Below are 16279 nucleotides of genomic sequence, written 5' to 3'. Positions count from 1 at the left end.
TATCAAATAATATTAGTCTTAGCATACAATAAAAACAAAAAAGCCCGGACATTTCTGTCCGGGCTTCTTATTTTATAGGTAATTGAATTATTTCAATTCTACTTCAGCACCAGCTTCTTCCAATTGCTTCTTAAGAGCTTCAGCTTCGTCTTTAGATACACCTTGCTTGATTGGAGCAGGAGCACCGTCTACGATATCTTTAGCTTCTTTAAGACCAGCACCAGTTAAATCTTTTACTAATTTAACGATAGCTAATTTAGAAGCACCTGCAGACTTAAGAATTACATCGAATTCAGTCTTTTCTTCAGCAGCTTCACCTGCACCACCTGCAGCAACTACTACAGCAGCAGCAGCTGGCTCAATTCCGTACTCATCCTTAAGGATAGTAGCTAATTCATTTACGTCTTTTACTGTTAGGTTTACTAGCGTTTCAGCTAAATTTTTTAAATCTGACATTGTTGTAATGTTTTTGTTGATTATTTATTTAATTTTTTGAGTGTAATTATTCAGCAGCTGGCGTTTCGTCAGTGCTTTCTGCAGCAGGAGCTTCTGGAGCCTCAGTAGCAGGAGTTTCTTCTACAGCAGGTGCAGCAGCTTCTTCAGCTTTAGCTTCTACTGTTTCAGATTTGTTTTGAAGAGCAGAAACAACTCTTTGAATTGGAGACTGAAGTAATCCGATGATTTCACCGATCATTTCTTCTCTAGACTTAATGCTTACTAGGGCATCAAGGTTGTTGTCACCAACATAGAAAGTTTCCTGTACGAAAGCAGATTTCAAAGCTGGCTTCTCATCTTTCTTTCTGAAGTCTTTGATTAATTTTGCAGGAGCGTTAGCTGTTTCAGCAATCATTAAAGCAGAGTTTCCTTTGAAAGTGTCAAACATTTCAGAGAAATCTACTCCATCAATTTGCTCCATTGCTTTTTGTAAAAGTGTATTTTTCACCACTTTCACTTTGATATTTTGTTTGAAAGCCTGTCTTCTGAAATCAGATGATTTAGCAGCATTCAAACCTTCTAGATCTGCTACATAAACTACTTTAGCATCCTGAAGCAAATCTTTGATCTCTTGTATTGCTACAACTTTTTGGTCTTTTGTCATTGTCTTAAGGATTTATTATTAGTTAACAGATTTAGTATCAATTGCAATACCCGGGCTCATTGTAGAAGACAAGTAAATGCTTTTTACATAAGTCCCTTTAGCAGCAGTAGGCTTCATTTTGATCAAAGTCTGGATCAATTCCTGAGCATTTTCCTTGATTTTAGCAGCATCGAAAGATACTTTACCAATACCGGCGTGGATAATACCGTATTTATCAACTTTGAAATCAATTTTACCTGCTTTTACTTCAGTTACTGCTTTACCAATTTCCATAGTTACAGTTCCTGATTTAGGGTTAGGCATAAGACCTCTTGGACCTAATACTCTACCTAATGGACCTAATTTACCCATAACAGCTGGCATAGTAACGATAACGTCAACATCTGTCCAACCTTCTTTTATTTTTTGTAAATATTCGTCAAGACCTACATAATCTGCTCCAGCTTCTTTCGCTTCAGCTTCTTTATCCGGTGTAACAAGAGCTAAAACTTTAACATCTTTACCAGTACCATGAGGAAGAGATACTACACCTCTAACCATTTGGTTTGCTTTTCTTGGATCTACACCCAATCTTACAGCGATATCTACAGAAGCATCAAACTTTGTAGTGTTTACTTCTTTTACAAGAGCAGAACCTTCTTCAAGGTTATAGATTCTTCCTTTTTCTACTTTGCTTAAAGCTTCCTTTTGCTTTTTAGTCAATTTTGCCATTTCTAATAGTTTTAAGCGTTAAAAGTTGGTTTAGTTCCTGTTACTCTTAATCCCATAGATCTAGCAGTACCTGCAACCATAGAAACTGCAGAGTCAATTGTAAAGCAGTTAAGGTCAGTCATTTTATCCTCAGCGATTTTCTTCACCTGATCCCAAGATACAGAACCTACTTTGTTTCTGTTTGGTTCTCCGGAACCTCCTTTGATTTTAGCCGCATCCATTAACTGAATTGCTGCAGGTGGAGTTTTAATAACGAATTCAAAAGATTTGTCTTCGTATACTGTAATTACTACAGGTAAAACTTGCCCTGGCTTATCTTGGGTTCTCCCGTTAAATTGCTTACAAAACTCCATGATGTTCACACCTGCAGAACCTAATGCCGGACCTACTGGTGGAGAAGGGTTAGCTGCGCCACCTTTCACCTGAAGCTTTACCATTTTAAAGACTTTCTTAGCCATTTTTAATTTTTTTAGTTTGAATAATTAATGAGTTTGGAAGCATTTATTATTCAGTAGATTACCGACTCACATACAGTAAATCTACTTTTCGGACTGCAAAATTATAAAATATTTTTGAAATAGCAAATGGAATGTGTTGATTTTTAGAAAGAATTCATAATATTTTTTTAAAGTACATTTATAATAAAACGAAGATGCATGAAAGCCAAATTTTTATTCTTGGACATATTTTTAACGTTTTTATCTCTTATAAAGGCACAGAATGAATTTATCACTTTCCCGGAATTGGAACAAATTATGAGATCTATTGGGAAGAAGTAGGCGATCCTGTCCATAACGGAACACTTACCAATGTCACAACATCTATGGGAGCACCTCTTTTAATTGATTTCGGAAATCCTTCCAATCCTGTTGCCAATAATTCGACCTATACATTGAAAGTAAGTGAGGGAACATATGTAAGATTACCAAGACCAACTGGCTTACATTTTAATATAAAGCCACAAAACTTTCAAATGTTACTATATCCAAAATAAAAAAAGACTGCTAAAAAGCAGTCTTTATATATTTTAAAAAGTACAAGTTATACTTTTTCTACTTGCATATAGCTAAGCTCCATTGGAGTTTTTCTACCGAAGATCAGTACAGAAACTTCAATTTTCTTCTTATCTTCAAGAATCTTCTCAACAGTTCCGTTGAATCCATTGAAAGGTCCGTCAATTACTTTAACGTTTTCACCTACAATGTAAGGGATCTCAACATCTGTTGCAAATTCTGAAAGCTCATCCATTCTTCCTAGCATTCTGTTTACTTCAGATTTTCTCATAGGAACAGGATCACCTCCTTTTGTTAAGCTTAAGAAAGATATAACTCCCGGAATGTTCTTAATCACGTGAGGAATTTCTCCCATCAGATCAGCTTCGATCATCAAGTATCCAGGATAGTAAGGTTTCTCTTTAGGAACTTTTTTTCCGTTTCTGATCTGAATAACCTTTTCCATAGGAATAACCACTTGAGTAACGTACTGCTCAAACCCTAAACGTTTGATTTCTGTCTCAATGTAGTTTTTCACTTTATTTTCCTGTCCGCTGATTGCTTTCAGCACATACCATTTCAATTCGCTCATTATGGGAAAACATTTTTATTAGTTGAACACGTTAATTAGCATTCCTATTATGTTGCTGATTGCTTTTGAAAACAATTCATCAACTCCAAAGGTAAATAATGCCAAAATCACTGTAGCAATAGTTACTACAATAGTAGAAGACTGAAGATCAGCCCACTTTGGCCATTCAACTTTATGTCTGAATTCGTTATAAGAACCTTTTAAAAAATCGACAAATGAACTCATAATTAATATTTGCACGGGCACAAGGATTCGAACCCTGATCAACGGTTTTGGAGACCGGTATCCTACCATTGGACGATGCCCGTAGATAAAAAGCTTCCGAGAGTTTCCTGCCGGAAGCTTTATTTATTTTAAGATGATTAGTCTAGGATTTCAGTAACCTGACCAGAACCTACAGTTCTACCTCCTTCTCTGATCGCGAATCTAAGACCCTCGTTAAGAGCGATTGGCTGTAGTAATTCTACAGTGATCTCTAAGTTATCACCAGGCATTACCATTTCTACACCTTCTGGTAAGAAGATCTCACCTGTAACGTCAGTAGTTCTTACGTAGAACTGAGGACGGTATTTGTTGTGGAATGGAGTGTGACGTCCACCTTCTTCTTTAGAAAGGATATAAACAGATGCTTTGAATTTTTTGTGCGGCTTCACAGAATCTTTCTTAGCGATTACCATACCTCTCTTGATGTCAGTTTTTTCAATACCTCTCAACAATAGACCTACGTTATCACCAGCTTCACCTCTGTCTAGGATTTTTCTGAACATCTCAACTCCTGTAATTGTAGAAGTTAATTTTTCATCACCCATACCTACGATATCAACCGGGTCACCAGTGTTGATAATACCAGCTTCGATTCTACCAGTTGCTACAGTACCTCTACCTGTAATAGAGAATACGTCTTCAATTGGCATCAAGAATGGCTTATCTGTATCTCTTGTTGGCTCTTCGATCCACTCGTCAACAGCATCCATTAATTGCTCAACAGTTTTGAACCACTTGTCATCAGAATTACCTTCTGTAGCAGCAGTAAGAGCACCAAGAGCAGAACCTTGGATTACTGGAGAGTTATCTCCGTCAAACTCGTAAGTAGACAATAAGTCTCTAAGTTCCATTTCAACAAGCTCTAATAACTCAGCATCGTCTACCATGTCAACTTTGTTCATGAAAACAACGATTCTAGGTACGTTTACCTGACGGCAAAGTAGGATATGTTCTCTAGTTTGAGGCATTGGACCATCAGTTGCAGCACATACTACGATAGCTCCATCCATCTGAGCAGCACCAGTTACCATGTTCTTAACATAGTCGGCGTGACCTGGACAGTCAACGTGAGCATAGTGTCTTTTTTCAGTTTCGTACTCGATGTGAGCAGTATTGATAGTGATCCCTCTTTCTTTTTCTTCTGGAGCAGAGTCAATTGCAGAGAAGTCTTTTTTCTCAGCAAGACCTTTGCTAGCTAATACAGCAGAAATAGCAGCTGTAAGAGTAGTTTTACCATGGTCAACGTGACCAATAGTACCAATGTTCAAGTGTGGTTTGTTACGATTAAACGTTTCCTTTGCCATGATTTAAAATTATTTATTTATTGTTTTTCAAATTTTCGGTGTGCAAATATAATGATTTTTTAAATACCAAAACCTTTTTATTTAAAAAAGTTTCAATATTCAAATCAAAGAAGCACAAACCCTATATTTCAATGTATGAGACTGCAAATTTACACAAATTTCCGGATTGAAAAAAATCATTATAAGCCTTTTTGCGTGAAAGCAGAAAGTATCTGGCTAATTCTGAATAATATAGGAAGTGAAAATAATTTATTTGCAAATAAATTCAATGCATAAAACGGCTATATTTTTTTTCTCATCTGTAAAAACAAACCTTATAAACAGATATCAAAACCCTTAATTGCAATACTTTTCCTTCCAAAAAATAATATCCGGAAATTTTCAGAAGAGTCAGGGCTTGAGATTTCAATACAAAAGAAGCGCGGCAACCTATGTTTGCCGCGCCCCGCTTAATAAATATAGAATAGAAGAAATATTAAATCTGCTGGGACTTCTTCGTCCTATTGAAAATCCAGAAAATGATCGGGAAAATCAGCAAGGTCAATACAGTTGCCGTAATCAACCCTCCAATAATTACAATTGCCAAGGGTTTCTGGGATTCCGAACCAATACCTGTTGACAGTGCAGCAGGCATTAATCCTATTGAAGCCATCAGCGCTGTCATAATAACCGGCCGTGTTCTGGATTTTACTCCGTTGAGTATAGCATTATCCAGGCTCAACCCGTTCTTGACATTCTGATGAAACTCTGTAATGAGAATTACTCCGTTTTGAATACAGATACCGAGTAATGCAATCATTCCCACTCCTGCTGATATTCCAAAATTCATTCTGGTAAGATGCAGGGCAATAATCCCTCCTATTAAAGCAAAAGGAACATTGGCCAATACCAGCAGTGAATCTTTCATATTTCCAAAAAGAATAAACAGTAAAAAGAAAATCCCCAAAATACTGATCGGAACCACCTGCGCCAGCCTGTGTGAAGCTCTCTGCTGGTTTTCAAACTGACCTGTCCAACCGATAGAATAACCGTCAGGAAGATCAATATTGGCTACTTTTTTCTGTGCATCGGCAATAGTACTCCCCAAGTCACGGTCACGAATAGAGAATTTAACCCCGATATATCTTTTAATATCATCTCTGTAAATGAATGCTGCCCCGTTATCTTTTACAATCGTACTGATTTCTTTTAAGGGAATTTTTGTACCGTCCTGTGTAGGAACCATTAATGCAGCAATATCATTTTCGTCTTTTCTGTATTCCTGGGAATAACGGAGACGGATTGGAAATTTACGTTCACCATCAAACATTTCTGAAGCAGTTTTACCTCCGAAGGCCATTTCCAGTACAGATTGTGCATCATCCGGCATCACACCGTATGCTGCCATCTTATCTCGATCCAGCACTACACTTACTTCCGGCTGGCCGATATTTTTAATGATACCGGGATCTTTTACCCCATCAACGTCTTTAATCTGTTTTAAAACCTCATCAGCCAGTTTATCTAAAGTTTCCAGATTATCTCCATAAATCTTAATTCCGTTTTCCGCTTTGAACCCGGCCACAGCTTCCGCCACGTTATCTGAAATCGGCTGGGAATAATTGAAGGTAATTCCCTGATAACTTCTGAGTTTTTTATCAATCTCCTCAATTAATTCCTCATAGCTTATGCTTCGTTTCCATTCTTCCTTAGGCTTCAGGTTAACGGCAAACTGTACAAATCCGAAACCGTTCGGGTCTGTCCCGTCATTGCTTCGTCCCGTTTGAGCAAGAACATCTGTGACTTCCGGAAAGCTCATAATGTCTTTCTTTAAAAGATCAGCGGTTTTCAGAGATTCTTTTAATGATGAGCTCATCGGCATTTCTGCAGTGATCCAGAGTGATCCTTCATTCAGCTGCGGCAGAAATTCTGTACCTAAGAATTTTCCTGAAAACAATGTTATCACCATGAAAGAAACGGCAACAATTAAACTCATCTTTTTATGTTTAAAAGTATAGTTGAAGCCTTTCAGAACGATTCTGTCCCAGAAATTCACAAACGGGTTGTTTTTCTCTTTTACGTTTTTGTTCAACAGAATATGTGAAAGAACAGGAACCAGAGTTAATGTAAATATCAAGGCCCCTATCAAAGCAAATCCTAAGGTAAATGCCAACGGTGAGAACATTTTCCCTTCCACTTTCTGGAATGAGAAAATAGGAATCAATGATGTGATAATGATTAATTTTGAAAAGAAGATGGCTTTTCCCAAACCTGTTCCCGTTTGCTTGATCCAGCCTCCCTTTGAGAGTTTATTAAATCTTTCCGTTCCGTATTTAAGGGCTTTATGGTCGAGCATTACAAAGAGTCCTTCCACCATGACGACGGCTCCGTCAATAATAATCCCGAAATCTACGGCACCCAATGAGAGCAGGTTCGCGCTCATTCCTGCCAGTTTTAGGCATAAAAATGCGAACAACAGGGATAGCGGAATAATGATGGAAACAATAAGAGTGGTTCTCCAGTCTGCCATAAAAATCAGAACGATCACAGTAACCAGAATGATTCCCTCGATCAGGTTGTGCATTACAGTATGTGTCGTGAAATCCATCAGGTTATCCCGGTCGTAGAATGTCACCATTTTTACGTCTTTCGGAAGAATCTTTTCATTAAGCTCTTTGATTTTGGCTTTTACCCCAACCAGAACTTCACGTGGGTTCTCTCCTTTTCTCATTACAACTATACCTTCTACTGTATCTTCATGTTTGTTGAGACCGGCCTGCCCTACTCTGGGCATAGAACTTTCATGAACTTCAGCTACATTTTTTACCAATACAGGATTTCCGCTATCATTCTGGATGGTAATATTTCCGATATCTTCTACAGATTTTACCAGACCAATCCCTCTTACTACATAAGCCTGACCGTTTTTCTCAATAACATCACCTCCTACATTCAAATTACTTTTGGTAACGGCATCATATACCTGAAGCGGGGTAAGATTGTACTTGTCCAAAGTTCTCGGATCGATACTTAATTCAAAAATTTTATCCTGTCCTCCGAAAACATTGATATCTGCAACACCCGGAACACCTCTCAACGCACGGTCGATCACCCAGTTCTGAAGGGTCAGCAATTCTCTTGAATCCTTTGTTTTACTTTCCAGCGTATATCTGAAAATTTCCCCGGTAGGCCCGTAGGGTGGCTGTACTTCCGGATCCACCTCATCAGGAAGGCTTACGGTTCTTAATTGGTTATTCACCTGATTTCTGGCAAAAGTATCATCCACCCCGTCGTCGAAAAGAATTTTAACAATAGAAAGACCAAACATGGTGGTACTTCTCACACTTGTTTTCTTCTGGACCGGGCTCATGGCCAATTCGATGGGCGTAGTGACAAAACGTTCCACTTCTTCTGCACTGCGGCCATTCCATTGAGTTATAATAACGATCTGGGTATTGGTAACATCCGGGAAGGCTTCAATAGGCATATTTTTGAAGCTTATAAATCCTGCAATGGCCAGAATAGCTACCCAGATAAAGGTAAATGCTTTGTTTTTTAAGGAGAAAGCGATTATATTTTTAATGAATTTATTCATGATGATTAAATTGATGACCTAAAAAAGCCGTTGAAAGAAATTTTAGAAATTTATTTTGGACATTTAAATTTTAAATAGTTTTCCAAACCATTAAGCTGATTTAAGGGTTTAAGAATTATTAAGCCACCCGCAAGTGGATTTTTGACAAGCTCTGGATTTTAAATATTTTCTTAATTAAGCTTAACTCTTAATTTAATATCTTGATGGTTAAAATAAAATTTAACTGTTCAAAGAACGGTAGATCAGCAGCTGATTATTGGTAACCACTTTTTCTCCTTCAGATAAACCTCCGGCTATATAGGTGGTATCTCCTACCTGTTTAAGTATCTTTATTTCTTTAATTTTTATATCGGTTCTGGATTTGAACACCACTACAAAACTTCTGTTATCATCAAAAATCACTGCTTTTGAAGGAACTGACAGTGCTGTACTACTTTCAGAGCTTGACACTTTGATGGTTGCCTTACTTTCCGGAATTAAGAGGCCGTTTGCGTTATCCAGTACTACCCGCGCCTGCATAGCATTGGTTTCAGGATCAATGATCTTGAAAATTTTATCAATTCTTCCGTCAAAAACCTTATCAGGATAAGACAGTGTAGAAACCTGAGCTTTCATTCCCAGGCTTATTTTTTCAATATCAGATTCATTAACGTTCATGATTGCCCATACATTGGTTGTATTGGCTACATCAAAGATATTTTCGCTTCTGTCGCTTCTCAGCTGCATATCTTTATTGATATTTTTCTGAACGATATATCCGCTGATAGGCGCAACAACACTATAGATATTTCCTTTCTTCACATTATAAACCGTACTTACGGCTGCAGCTCTCTGCATCTGGTCCTGGGCTTTCTGCAATACACTTTTGGCCTCAAGAACTTCTCTTTCTGTATTTAGTTTTCCTTCATACATTTCTTTTGCAACCCGAAGGTTATTCTGGGCAACAACAAGGTCTGTTTTTGCATCACTCACATCTTTCTGTACTTCTGCAAGCTCGGTACTTCTGATTGTTGCCAGCACCTGACCTTTTCTTACATAATCTCCAAGTTCCGCATTTACACTTAAAACATTTCCGCCCACCAAAGGATATACATCAATATAACTGTTTTTATCGGCAGATATTTTTCCGTAAAAACTGTATTGATCTTCTACATTTTTTCTTTCAACATTGGCCAGAGAGATAGAGTTGAGCATGGTATTACTCAGTTCAAAACCCTTTTTCGCCTGTGGTACCTTTTCTTCTTCTTTTTTCGCACATGACAACAGAGACAGGGCTATCAGTGTAGGTATTATATATTTTTTCATTGCTTAATAGAAGATTTTCGTTTGTATAAGTTGGTTAAGTTGTTCTGCAGACTGCATGATCTCATTCTTCATATCGAAGATCTGGAGTGCCGTTTGTCTGTAGCTGTCCATGAAATCTGTGAATTCTATCAGGTTGACATTTCCTTTTCTGAAATTTTTCAGCATCCCGTCATACACCAGCTCCATATTACTAAGGTCTGTGGTTTTGATCTCCGCAAGCTGGTCGTATTGACTTTTCCATGTTTTATAAGCAGCCTGAACTTTGGTTTCAAGATTCAGTTTCTGATAATCTGCATTTTTCTGATTTTGCTGAATGGCATAATTGGCCTTTTCTACATTTCCCTGATTGGATTTCCATAATGGCAATGGTATTCCTACCATCAGGTTGACTTCGTTTTTAAAGGTTCCTCCATTCTGATCCCACCCGGCTCCTACATTCAGATCAGGAATGTTCAGAGATTTTTGCCATTGTGCATATAGCTTGCTGCTATCAATTAATTTTAGAAAATACTGATAGTCGGAGTTATTTTCCAGTGCCTTTCTTTTTAATTCATCTTCATCTCCGAAAGGCTGGGCGGCAAGGATTTCTTTTGCATCGGCATCAGAAAGCCGGGGTTCTATCTCATCAGAGATTCCTGTGAGTACTTTTAAGCTCTGTTCAAATTCAAGGATATTTTTATTGATACTCAGCTTGTCATTATTAAGCTGAATAACGAGGCTCTGCAGTCTCACTTCGTCTTTAAGGGAAACATTTCCTTTTGCGGACTGTACACGATAAGCATTCAGCAGGTCATTCATATATCCCAGCTGTTTATTCGTATTGTCGAGTTTCTGTTTTTCGTAATACAGATTGAAATAAGCAGCATGAAGCTGAGTTCTCAGATCTACTAAAAGCTGTGAAAACTGTAACTGGGCTAATTCTTTGTTTGATTTTGCAAAAGCAATTTCATTTTTCTTTTTTCCGCCCATATAGATCAGCTGGGTGATCTCTGCTCCTTTGGCATGACCTATATCAAAAGCTTTCTTACCTTCGGGATTGTATGCATTGATCTGTCCGCTCAGCTGTGGAAGTTCCCAAATCCTAGCCTGCAGGATATCTGCATCAGCCATATTAATGTTGTATTGTTCTGCAAGAAGCTGAAGATTGTTTTTCTGAAAAGCCTCTTCACAGTCCAAAAGCGACATCTGCTGTTGTGCTGCCATGAATGAGGAAATGGCAATAAACAGCCCTGCAATTTTGTTCATTCTATCTTTTTATGATGCAAAATTGCCTTTACGCGATTAAAACGACCTTAAAGGAGCCTTAAAAAAAAATTAAATTTGGTTCAGGAAAGTTTAAAACACTACGGCTTATTATAAAATTGATTAAAAATTTACATTTAAATCATTAGGATTCAATAAGTATTTAAGACAGTGTATGTAAACAAAGTATTGACTAAACAGTTAAAGCTCTTTGTTAAAAATAATTCTGAAATTATTGATATGATCAGCAGGAGAAGAATATGTGATTTCTGCACCGTGATATTCAAGAATTCTCTTAACAATTCTAAGTCCAAGACCTGAACCGGAAATATGTTGAGAATTATGTCCTCTCATAAAGGCTTCAAACAGTTTTGCCTGCTCTTCTTCAGGAATGGTATTTCCATGGGAAGTCACATCAACGGTAAGCTCATCGTTTGTTTCTGTTATTAACACATCCACTTCTGCATCATCAGAATATACGGCAGCATTTTTAAAGAGATTAATAAAGACAATTACCAGCAAGGACTGGATACCATTTATCGTCAGAAGACCATTTTCCGAAGTATCTTCTGAGATCAGGAAATCAAGCTTCAGGGCCGGATAACTTTTTTCTACGGCTTCGAAGGATTCAAAAATAACTTCATCAATTCTTACTTCTTCATAAATACTCTGGATATTTTCTTTATCAAATTTTGTAAGCAGTAAAAGTGAATTGGTTAGGTCTGAAAGCTGATAGACGTCTTTTTGTATTTGCTGCAGAGAAGCCAATGTCTCGGGAGAATGTTCCCCGAACTTGATCAGGTTCTCCAGCTGAAATGCCATTCTCGTAATAGGAGTTCTGATTTCGTGGGATGCACTCGCCGTAAAGTCTTTCTGTGACTGAAAAACATCATCCAGCCTCGCAATCATGGTATTAAAAGACTTAGCAAGAACATTGATCTCATCATTAGACTCCTGAACGGGAATCTGTGTAGTAAGTTTATGGGCTGTAACTTCTGAAATTTCGGTATTCAGATCTTCTAACGGACGCAGAAATCTTCCCATGAAATAGTAACTGAAAAAGCCGATCAGAAGGGTACTCATTACATAAGCCGCAATCAAAAGGTATTTCAGATACTCAAGTTTGGATTTTCCGTTGGTATCTAAAGCGCTGGTAAGGATATAATAATTTTCTCCATTGATGTTCCGAAGTGCTGCATAGATTTCAGGAACCGTTTTCTCAGTATAGATGATTTTCTTTTCGTCCAACTCTTTGAGAAGGCTATTATCCCAGGTTACATTCCGGTCTTTAATGGTGCTGTAGACAAGTTCTTTATCACTATTGAAGATTAAGATTGTTTCATTAAGAAGAATATTATCTGAATTTTCATTAAAAAAGATCGGTGCTTCATCTTCGAAATTTCTGGATTTTGAAATGAAATGGGATGTAAATTCAAGACGCTGCCTGAACCTTTCTTTAAATTCATCTCTTCTGAAATCATTAAAAGACAGATAAATCACCGCCATCACCATTGCAAAAAGCAGGGAAAAAGCGACACTGATCGTTAATGCTATCTTTCTTTTTAAAGTCATCTACAATGGACTTAGGTAATATCCGAAGCCGGAACGGGTATGAATCAGTTTCAGTTTAAAATCTTTATCAATCTTTTTTCTTAAAAAGTTGATGTAAACTTCTACTGTATTGGTATTGGTATTGAAATTATGCTCCCACACATGTTCTGTAATCTGCTGTTTGGAAACGGTTCTCCCTTGTGCCTCGGCAAGATACACCAACAGTTGAAATTCTTTAAGCGTAAGGGCTATTTCATTACCTGCCCTGTATACTTTCTGTTCCGTTTTATTAATGATAAGATCATCCACTCTGATGATATCCTGATCCGCAGAGTCAGACGGAGCTTTTCTCCTTAACAGCGAGTTGATTCTTAGCAGCAGCTCCTCAAACTGAAAAGGTTTTACCAGATAATCATCGGCAAGTCTTGTGAAAGCATCTTTTTTATCTGAAATGTCTCCGTAAGCGGAAATGATAATGATTGGGGTGTTTTTATCAAAAGAACGGATGGTTTGGCAGACATCCAACCCGTTTATTTTAGGGACATTGATATCCAGCAGATACAGATCGTAAGTATTGTTTTTTATCTGTCGGAGAAAGGTTTCTCCGTCATAGATTTTATCGCAGGTAAAACTGTTTGATTCTAAAAATCTGCATAGTTCCGCCGAAAGAATGAGGTCGTCTTCCAATAAAAGAATATTCATCAAAATCTTATTTTATACGAATTTAACATTTTTTTTATGTTAATGAGCCATTCAACGATTGCAGATAAACAGATTTAATTAAATTTTAAGTTAATTTTTTTATGGAAAAGGAGATACAGGCTAACAATCTAAGCTTGCAAGTTTTTTTAACGCAAAGTTTTATTTTCAATACGTATAATTTTGAGAAAGCAAAGAAATAATCAATCTTTGATTGATTTGACTAAGCAAGCGTACTATACAATGCCTAATGTATGTGAATGCCTATCCTGATAGCCCCTTCCCGTCTGTCTAAGTTTAAAAGACTTATATTTTGAGGTATCTTTTATTTGAATTTAGGGCAAAAAAAATCCCGAAGGAATTCGGGAAAATCTGGAGAGCCAACTACGGGACTTGAACCCGTGACCTCTTCCTTACCAAGGAAGCACTCTACCGCTGAGCTAAGTCGGCATTGAACCAAAAAAATCACACTAATTAGCGTGATTTTCTTTGAGCGGAAGACGGGGGTCGAACCCGCGACATTCAGCTTGGAAGGCTGACGCTCTACCAACTGAGCTACTTCCGCAATTTTGTTTCCAAAACTATTGGTAACGCTGTGCAAACTTAGGAAAAACCTTTTAAATCTGCAAGATTTTTATTAATATAAAATGTGGGGAGAGCAGGATTCGAACCTACGAAGCCGAAGCAACTGAGTTACAGTCAGTCCCATTTAGCCACTCTGGAATCTCCCCTCATGTTTATATTAAAATTGAGCCTCCAGAGGGATTCGAACCCACGACCCCGAGATTACAAATCACGTGCTCTGGCCAACTGAGCTATGGAGGCAATTTTAAATTTGAACTGAATGCTTTAGAGAAAATCTACTCTATGCTTTTCAGCAGTTAAAAAAAAATCACCCTCTAGCAGAGTGATATTATTTTGAGCGGAAGACGGGGGTCGAACCCGCGACATTCAGCTTGGAAGGCTGACGCTCTACCAACTGAGCTACTTCCGCAATTTTGTTTCCAAAATTATTGGTAACGCTGTGCAAACTTAGGAAAAATCCTTTAAATACACAAGTTTTTGTTAATATAAAATGTGGGGAGAGCAGGATTCGAACCTACGAAGCCGAAGCAACTGAGTTACAGTCAGTCCCATTTAGCCACTCTGGAATCTCCCCTCATGTTTATATTAAAAAGAGCCTCCAGAGGGATTCGAACCCACGACCCCGAGATTACAAATCACGTGCTCTGGCCAACTGAGCTATGGAGGCAATATAAAAAAAGAATTCAAAAGATCGCTGTTCCCTTTTTGCGAGTGCAAATATAGAACGGATTTTTTGAATTCTCAAACTTTTCTATAATTTTTTTTAACTTTTTTTATTATGCCATTTCTTTTTTCTTGATTAATAGCTTTTTAGCAGTATCAACACAAAGGTCTAAACTTTCTTCAAAAGTTTCAGATGTCTTTTTTACTACGATATCGTCTCCCGGGACGGCCAAAATAAGTTCAGCAGTTTTGTTACTCTTGTCGGAGTTATTCTCAACTTTTAAGAACACCTTACACTCATGAATTTTATCATAAAAGGTTTCCAGTTTGGTTACTTTTTTGTCAATGTGTGATTCTAATGGTTCGTGTGGAGTTAAACCAATTGATTGAACTGTGATCTTCATAATTCTTCTTTTTTTGATGCTCGAGGGTGAGCCTGATTAAACACTTTTTTCAATTGTTCAATATTGGCATTCGTATAGACTTGAGTACTGGCAAGACTGGAATGCCCTAATATTTTTTTTACTTTGGAGATCTCCGCCCCATTATCCAAAACGTGTGTAGCAAAGCTATGACGAAGGATGTGAGGACTTCTTTTTTCTTTCGTTGTTACAAGACTAAGGTACTTATTAACTACCACATAAACAAATTTTTCATTGAGTTTTTTACCCTTTTTATTAACAAAAAAATATGATTTATATTCGTTGTTGGGGTCCCTTATTTCCAAATAACTACTCAACAGTCCTGAAAGATCTTCGGAAATGGGAATAAAACGTTCTTTATTACCCTTCCCTATTACCTTCAGCTCATTTCCGTCTATATTAACATCCTCAAACATCAGGCCACAAAGCTCGGCTTTACGCATACCTGTCTGATATAATACTTCTATAATACATTTTTCCAGGATATCATGCCGGTCTGTCAGAACACGATCACTCAACGTCTGCATTTCCTCCTGAGAGATAGGTATCTGTTTTTCAGCATAAAACTTAAGAGAAGATATGCTTTCAGCAGGAGAAACCTTGATTTCACCGATTTTTAAAAGAAATAAATAAAAACTACGGAGTGATGATAATTTTCTGTTGATGCTTCTTTTTGAAATATGATTTTCACTTAACTCAACAATAAAATTCCTGATTACTTTTTTATCGGCTTTGGAAATATCTTCGGAGGCTTCTGTCTTGAGGCAGAAATGGGAAAAGTCTTCAAGGTCTTTTCTGTAGCTTGTAATGGTGTGAGGCGAATACCTCTTTTCGAACTGTAAATATTCTAAATACTTATCTAACATCACTTAGGGTATAAAAACAAAAATTCACCTCTCAAATATACGTATTTAAGAAGTGAATTTAGTATGTGGTTAAGAAAAATCTTAAGCCTGCTCTTCCTTGCTAAGTCCTCTTTGTTTGTAAGCGGCCTTTAGTCTAGCTTGTCTTAAAGTTACAGAAGGCTTAATAAACTGTTGTCTAGCTCTTAATTGACGAACTGTACCCGTTTTATCAAATTTTCTTTTATATTTTTTTAAAGCTCTGTCGATGGATTCACCATCTTTTACTGGAATTATTAACATATTTTACATCTCATTTTGGATTGCAAAGTTAAGACTTTTTCATTGATTCACAAATAATATTCCTAAAAAATAATTTCATGAACATTATTATCTCTTAATGAATTATTAAAACACTAATATTAAACTCGATT

Annotated in this window: 15 protein-coding genes and 8 tRNA genes; all 23 read right to left on the bottom strand. The window is 37.2% G+C overall.

What is annotated here, in order from left to right:
• Positions 1-87 precede the first annotated feature (87 nt).
• On the bottom strand, positions 88-456 hold the full coding sequence (rplL, locus tag ACQWU4_RS17970) for a 50S ribosomal protein L7/L12 (protein ID WP_027375534.1): 369 nt from the start codon (positions 454-456) through the stop codon (positions 88-90).
• Between the two features lie 46 nt (positions 457-502).
• Entirely contained in the window at positions 503-1099 is a 597-nt protein-coding gene (rplJ, locus tag ACQWU4_RS17965; protein WP_429937123.1) for a 50S ribosomal protein L10, read from the bottom strand.
• A gap of 18 nt (positions 1100-1117) precedes the next feature.
• Positions 1118-1810, bottom strand: coding sequence for a 50S ribosomal protein L1 (gene rplA / locus ACQWU4_RS17960; RefSeq protein ID WP_040997412.1), 693 nt, complete (start codon positions 1808-1810; stop codon positions 1118-1120).
• Between the two features lie 11 nt (positions 1811-1821).
• A complete protein-coding gene (gene rplK, locus ACQWU4_RS17955) occupies positions 1822-2268 on the bottom strand; it encodes a 50S ribosomal protein L11 (RefSeq protein WP_034723381.1) in 447 nt (148 codons plus the stop codon).
• Positions 2269-2851: 583 nt separating this feature from the next.
• On the bottom strand, positions 2852-3394 hold the full coding sequence (gene nusG, locus ACQWU4_RS17950; protein ID WP_040997417.1) for a transcription termination/antitermination protein NusG: 543 nt from the start codon (positions 3392-3394) through the stop codon (positions 2852-2854).
• Positions 3395-3412: 18 nt separating this feature from the next.
• Positions 3413-3619 (bottom strand): preprotein translocase subunit SecE, encoded by a 207-nt coding sequence (gene secE / locus ACQWU4_RS17945; RefSeq protein ID WP_034702507.1) that lies wholly within the window; start codon positions 3617-3619, stop codon positions 3413-3415.
• A 12-nt stretch (positions 3620-3631) separates the two neighbouring features.
• A tRNA-Trp gene (locus tag ACQWU4_RS17940) sits at positions 3632-3702 on the bottom strand.
• Between the two features lie 54 nt (positions 3703-3756).
• Complete coding sequence (tuf, locus tag ACQWU4_RS17935; RefSeq protein WP_072955499.1) at positions 3757-4962, bottom strand: elongation factor Tu; 1206 nt, start codon at positions 4960-4962, stop codon at positions 3757-3759.
• 475 nt (positions 4963-5437) lie between these two features.
• Entirely contained in the window at positions 5438-8536 is a 3099-nt protein-coding gene (locus ACQWU4_RS17930; protein WP_429937122.1) for an efflux RND transporter permease subunit, read from the bottom strand.
• Between the two features lie 219 nt (positions 8537-8755).
• Positions 8756-9841: an efflux RND transporter periplasmic adaptor subunit gene (locus ACQWU4_RS17925; protein WP_429937121.1), complete on the bottom strand. Its 1086-nt coding sequence runs from the start codon at positions 9839-9841 to the stop codon at positions 8756-8758.
• Positions 9842-9844: 3 nt separating this feature from the next.
• The gene (locus tag ACQWU4_RS17920; RefSeq protein WP_429937120.1) at positions 9845-11086 is read right to left on the bottom strand and encodes a TolC family protein; all 1242 of its coding nucleotides are present in this window, start codon (positions 11084-11086) and stop codon (positions 9845-9847) included.
• A 198-nt stretch (positions 11087-11284) separates the two neighbouring features.
• Positions 11285-12655 (bottom strand): ATP-binding protein, encoded by a 1371-nt coding sequence (locus ACQWU4_RS17915; protein WP_429937119.1) that lies wholly within the window; start codon positions 12653-12655, stop codon positions 11285-11287.
• Positions 12656-13336, bottom strand: coding sequence for a response regulator transcription factor (locus ACQWU4_RS17910; RefSeq protein ID WP_429937118.1), 681 nt, complete (start codon positions 13334-13336; stop codon positions 12656-12658). It abuts the gene before it with no gap.
• A 375-nt stretch (positions 13337-13711) separates the two neighbouring features.
• Positions 13712-13783, bottom strand: a tRNA-Thr gene (locus ACQWU4_RS17905).
• Positions 13784-13825: 42 nt separating this feature from the next.
• Positions 13826-13898: transfer RNA gene (locus ACQWU4_RS17900), tRNA-Gly, on the bottom strand.
• A gap of 85 nt (positions 13899-13983) precedes the next feature.
• Positions 13984-14064: transfer RNA gene (locus tag ACQWU4_RS17895), tRNA-Tyr, on the bottom strand.
• 20 nt (positions 14065-14084) lie between these two features.
• Positions 14085-14158: transfer RNA gene (locus ACQWU4_RS17890), tRNA-Thr, on the bottom strand.
• Positions 14159-14254: 96 nt separating this feature from the next.
• Positions 14255-14327, bottom strand: a tRNA-Gly gene (locus ACQWU4_RS17885).
• Positions 14328-14411: 84 nt separating this feature from the next.
• A tRNA-Tyr gene (locus tag ACQWU4_RS17880) sits at positions 14412-14492 on the bottom strand.
• Positions 14493-14511: 19 nt separating this feature from the next.
• Positions 14512-14585: transfer RNA gene (locus ACQWU4_RS17875), tRNA-Thr, on the bottom strand.
• Positions 14586-14694: 109 nt separating this feature from the next.
• Positions 14695-14985, bottom strand: a complete 291-nt coding sequence (locus tag ACQWU4_RS17870) for an HPF/RaiA family ribosome-associated protein (protein WP_429937117.1) — start codon at positions 14983-14985, stop codon at positions 14695-14697.
• Positions 14982-15869, bottom strand: coding sequence for a tyrosine-type recombinase/integrase (locus ACQWU4_RS17865; RefSeq protein ID WP_429937116.1), 888 nt, complete (start codon positions 15867-15869; stop codon positions 14982-14984). The genes ACQWU4_RS17870 and ACQWU4_RS17865 overlap by 4 nt, the downstream gene beginning before the upstream one ends.
• Positions 15870-15950: 81 nt before the next feature.
• Positions 15951-16148, bottom strand: coding sequence for a 30S ribosomal protein S21 (gene rpsU, locus ACQWU4_RS17860; protein ID WP_034679125.1), 198 nt, complete (start codon positions 16146-16148; stop codon positions 15951-15953).
• Between the last annotated feature and the right edge of the window lie 131 nt (positions 16149-16279).

The sequence above is a fragment of the Chryseobacterium sp. MIQD13 genome (genome assembly GCF_050496705.1).
In the GTDB taxonomy this organism is placed as follows: Bacteria; Bacteroidota; Bacteroidia; order Flavobacteriales; family Weeksellaceae; genus Chryseobacterium.
Note: the sequence above shows the minus strand (reverse complement) of the source record. Positions and strands in the feature narration are given on the sequence as shown.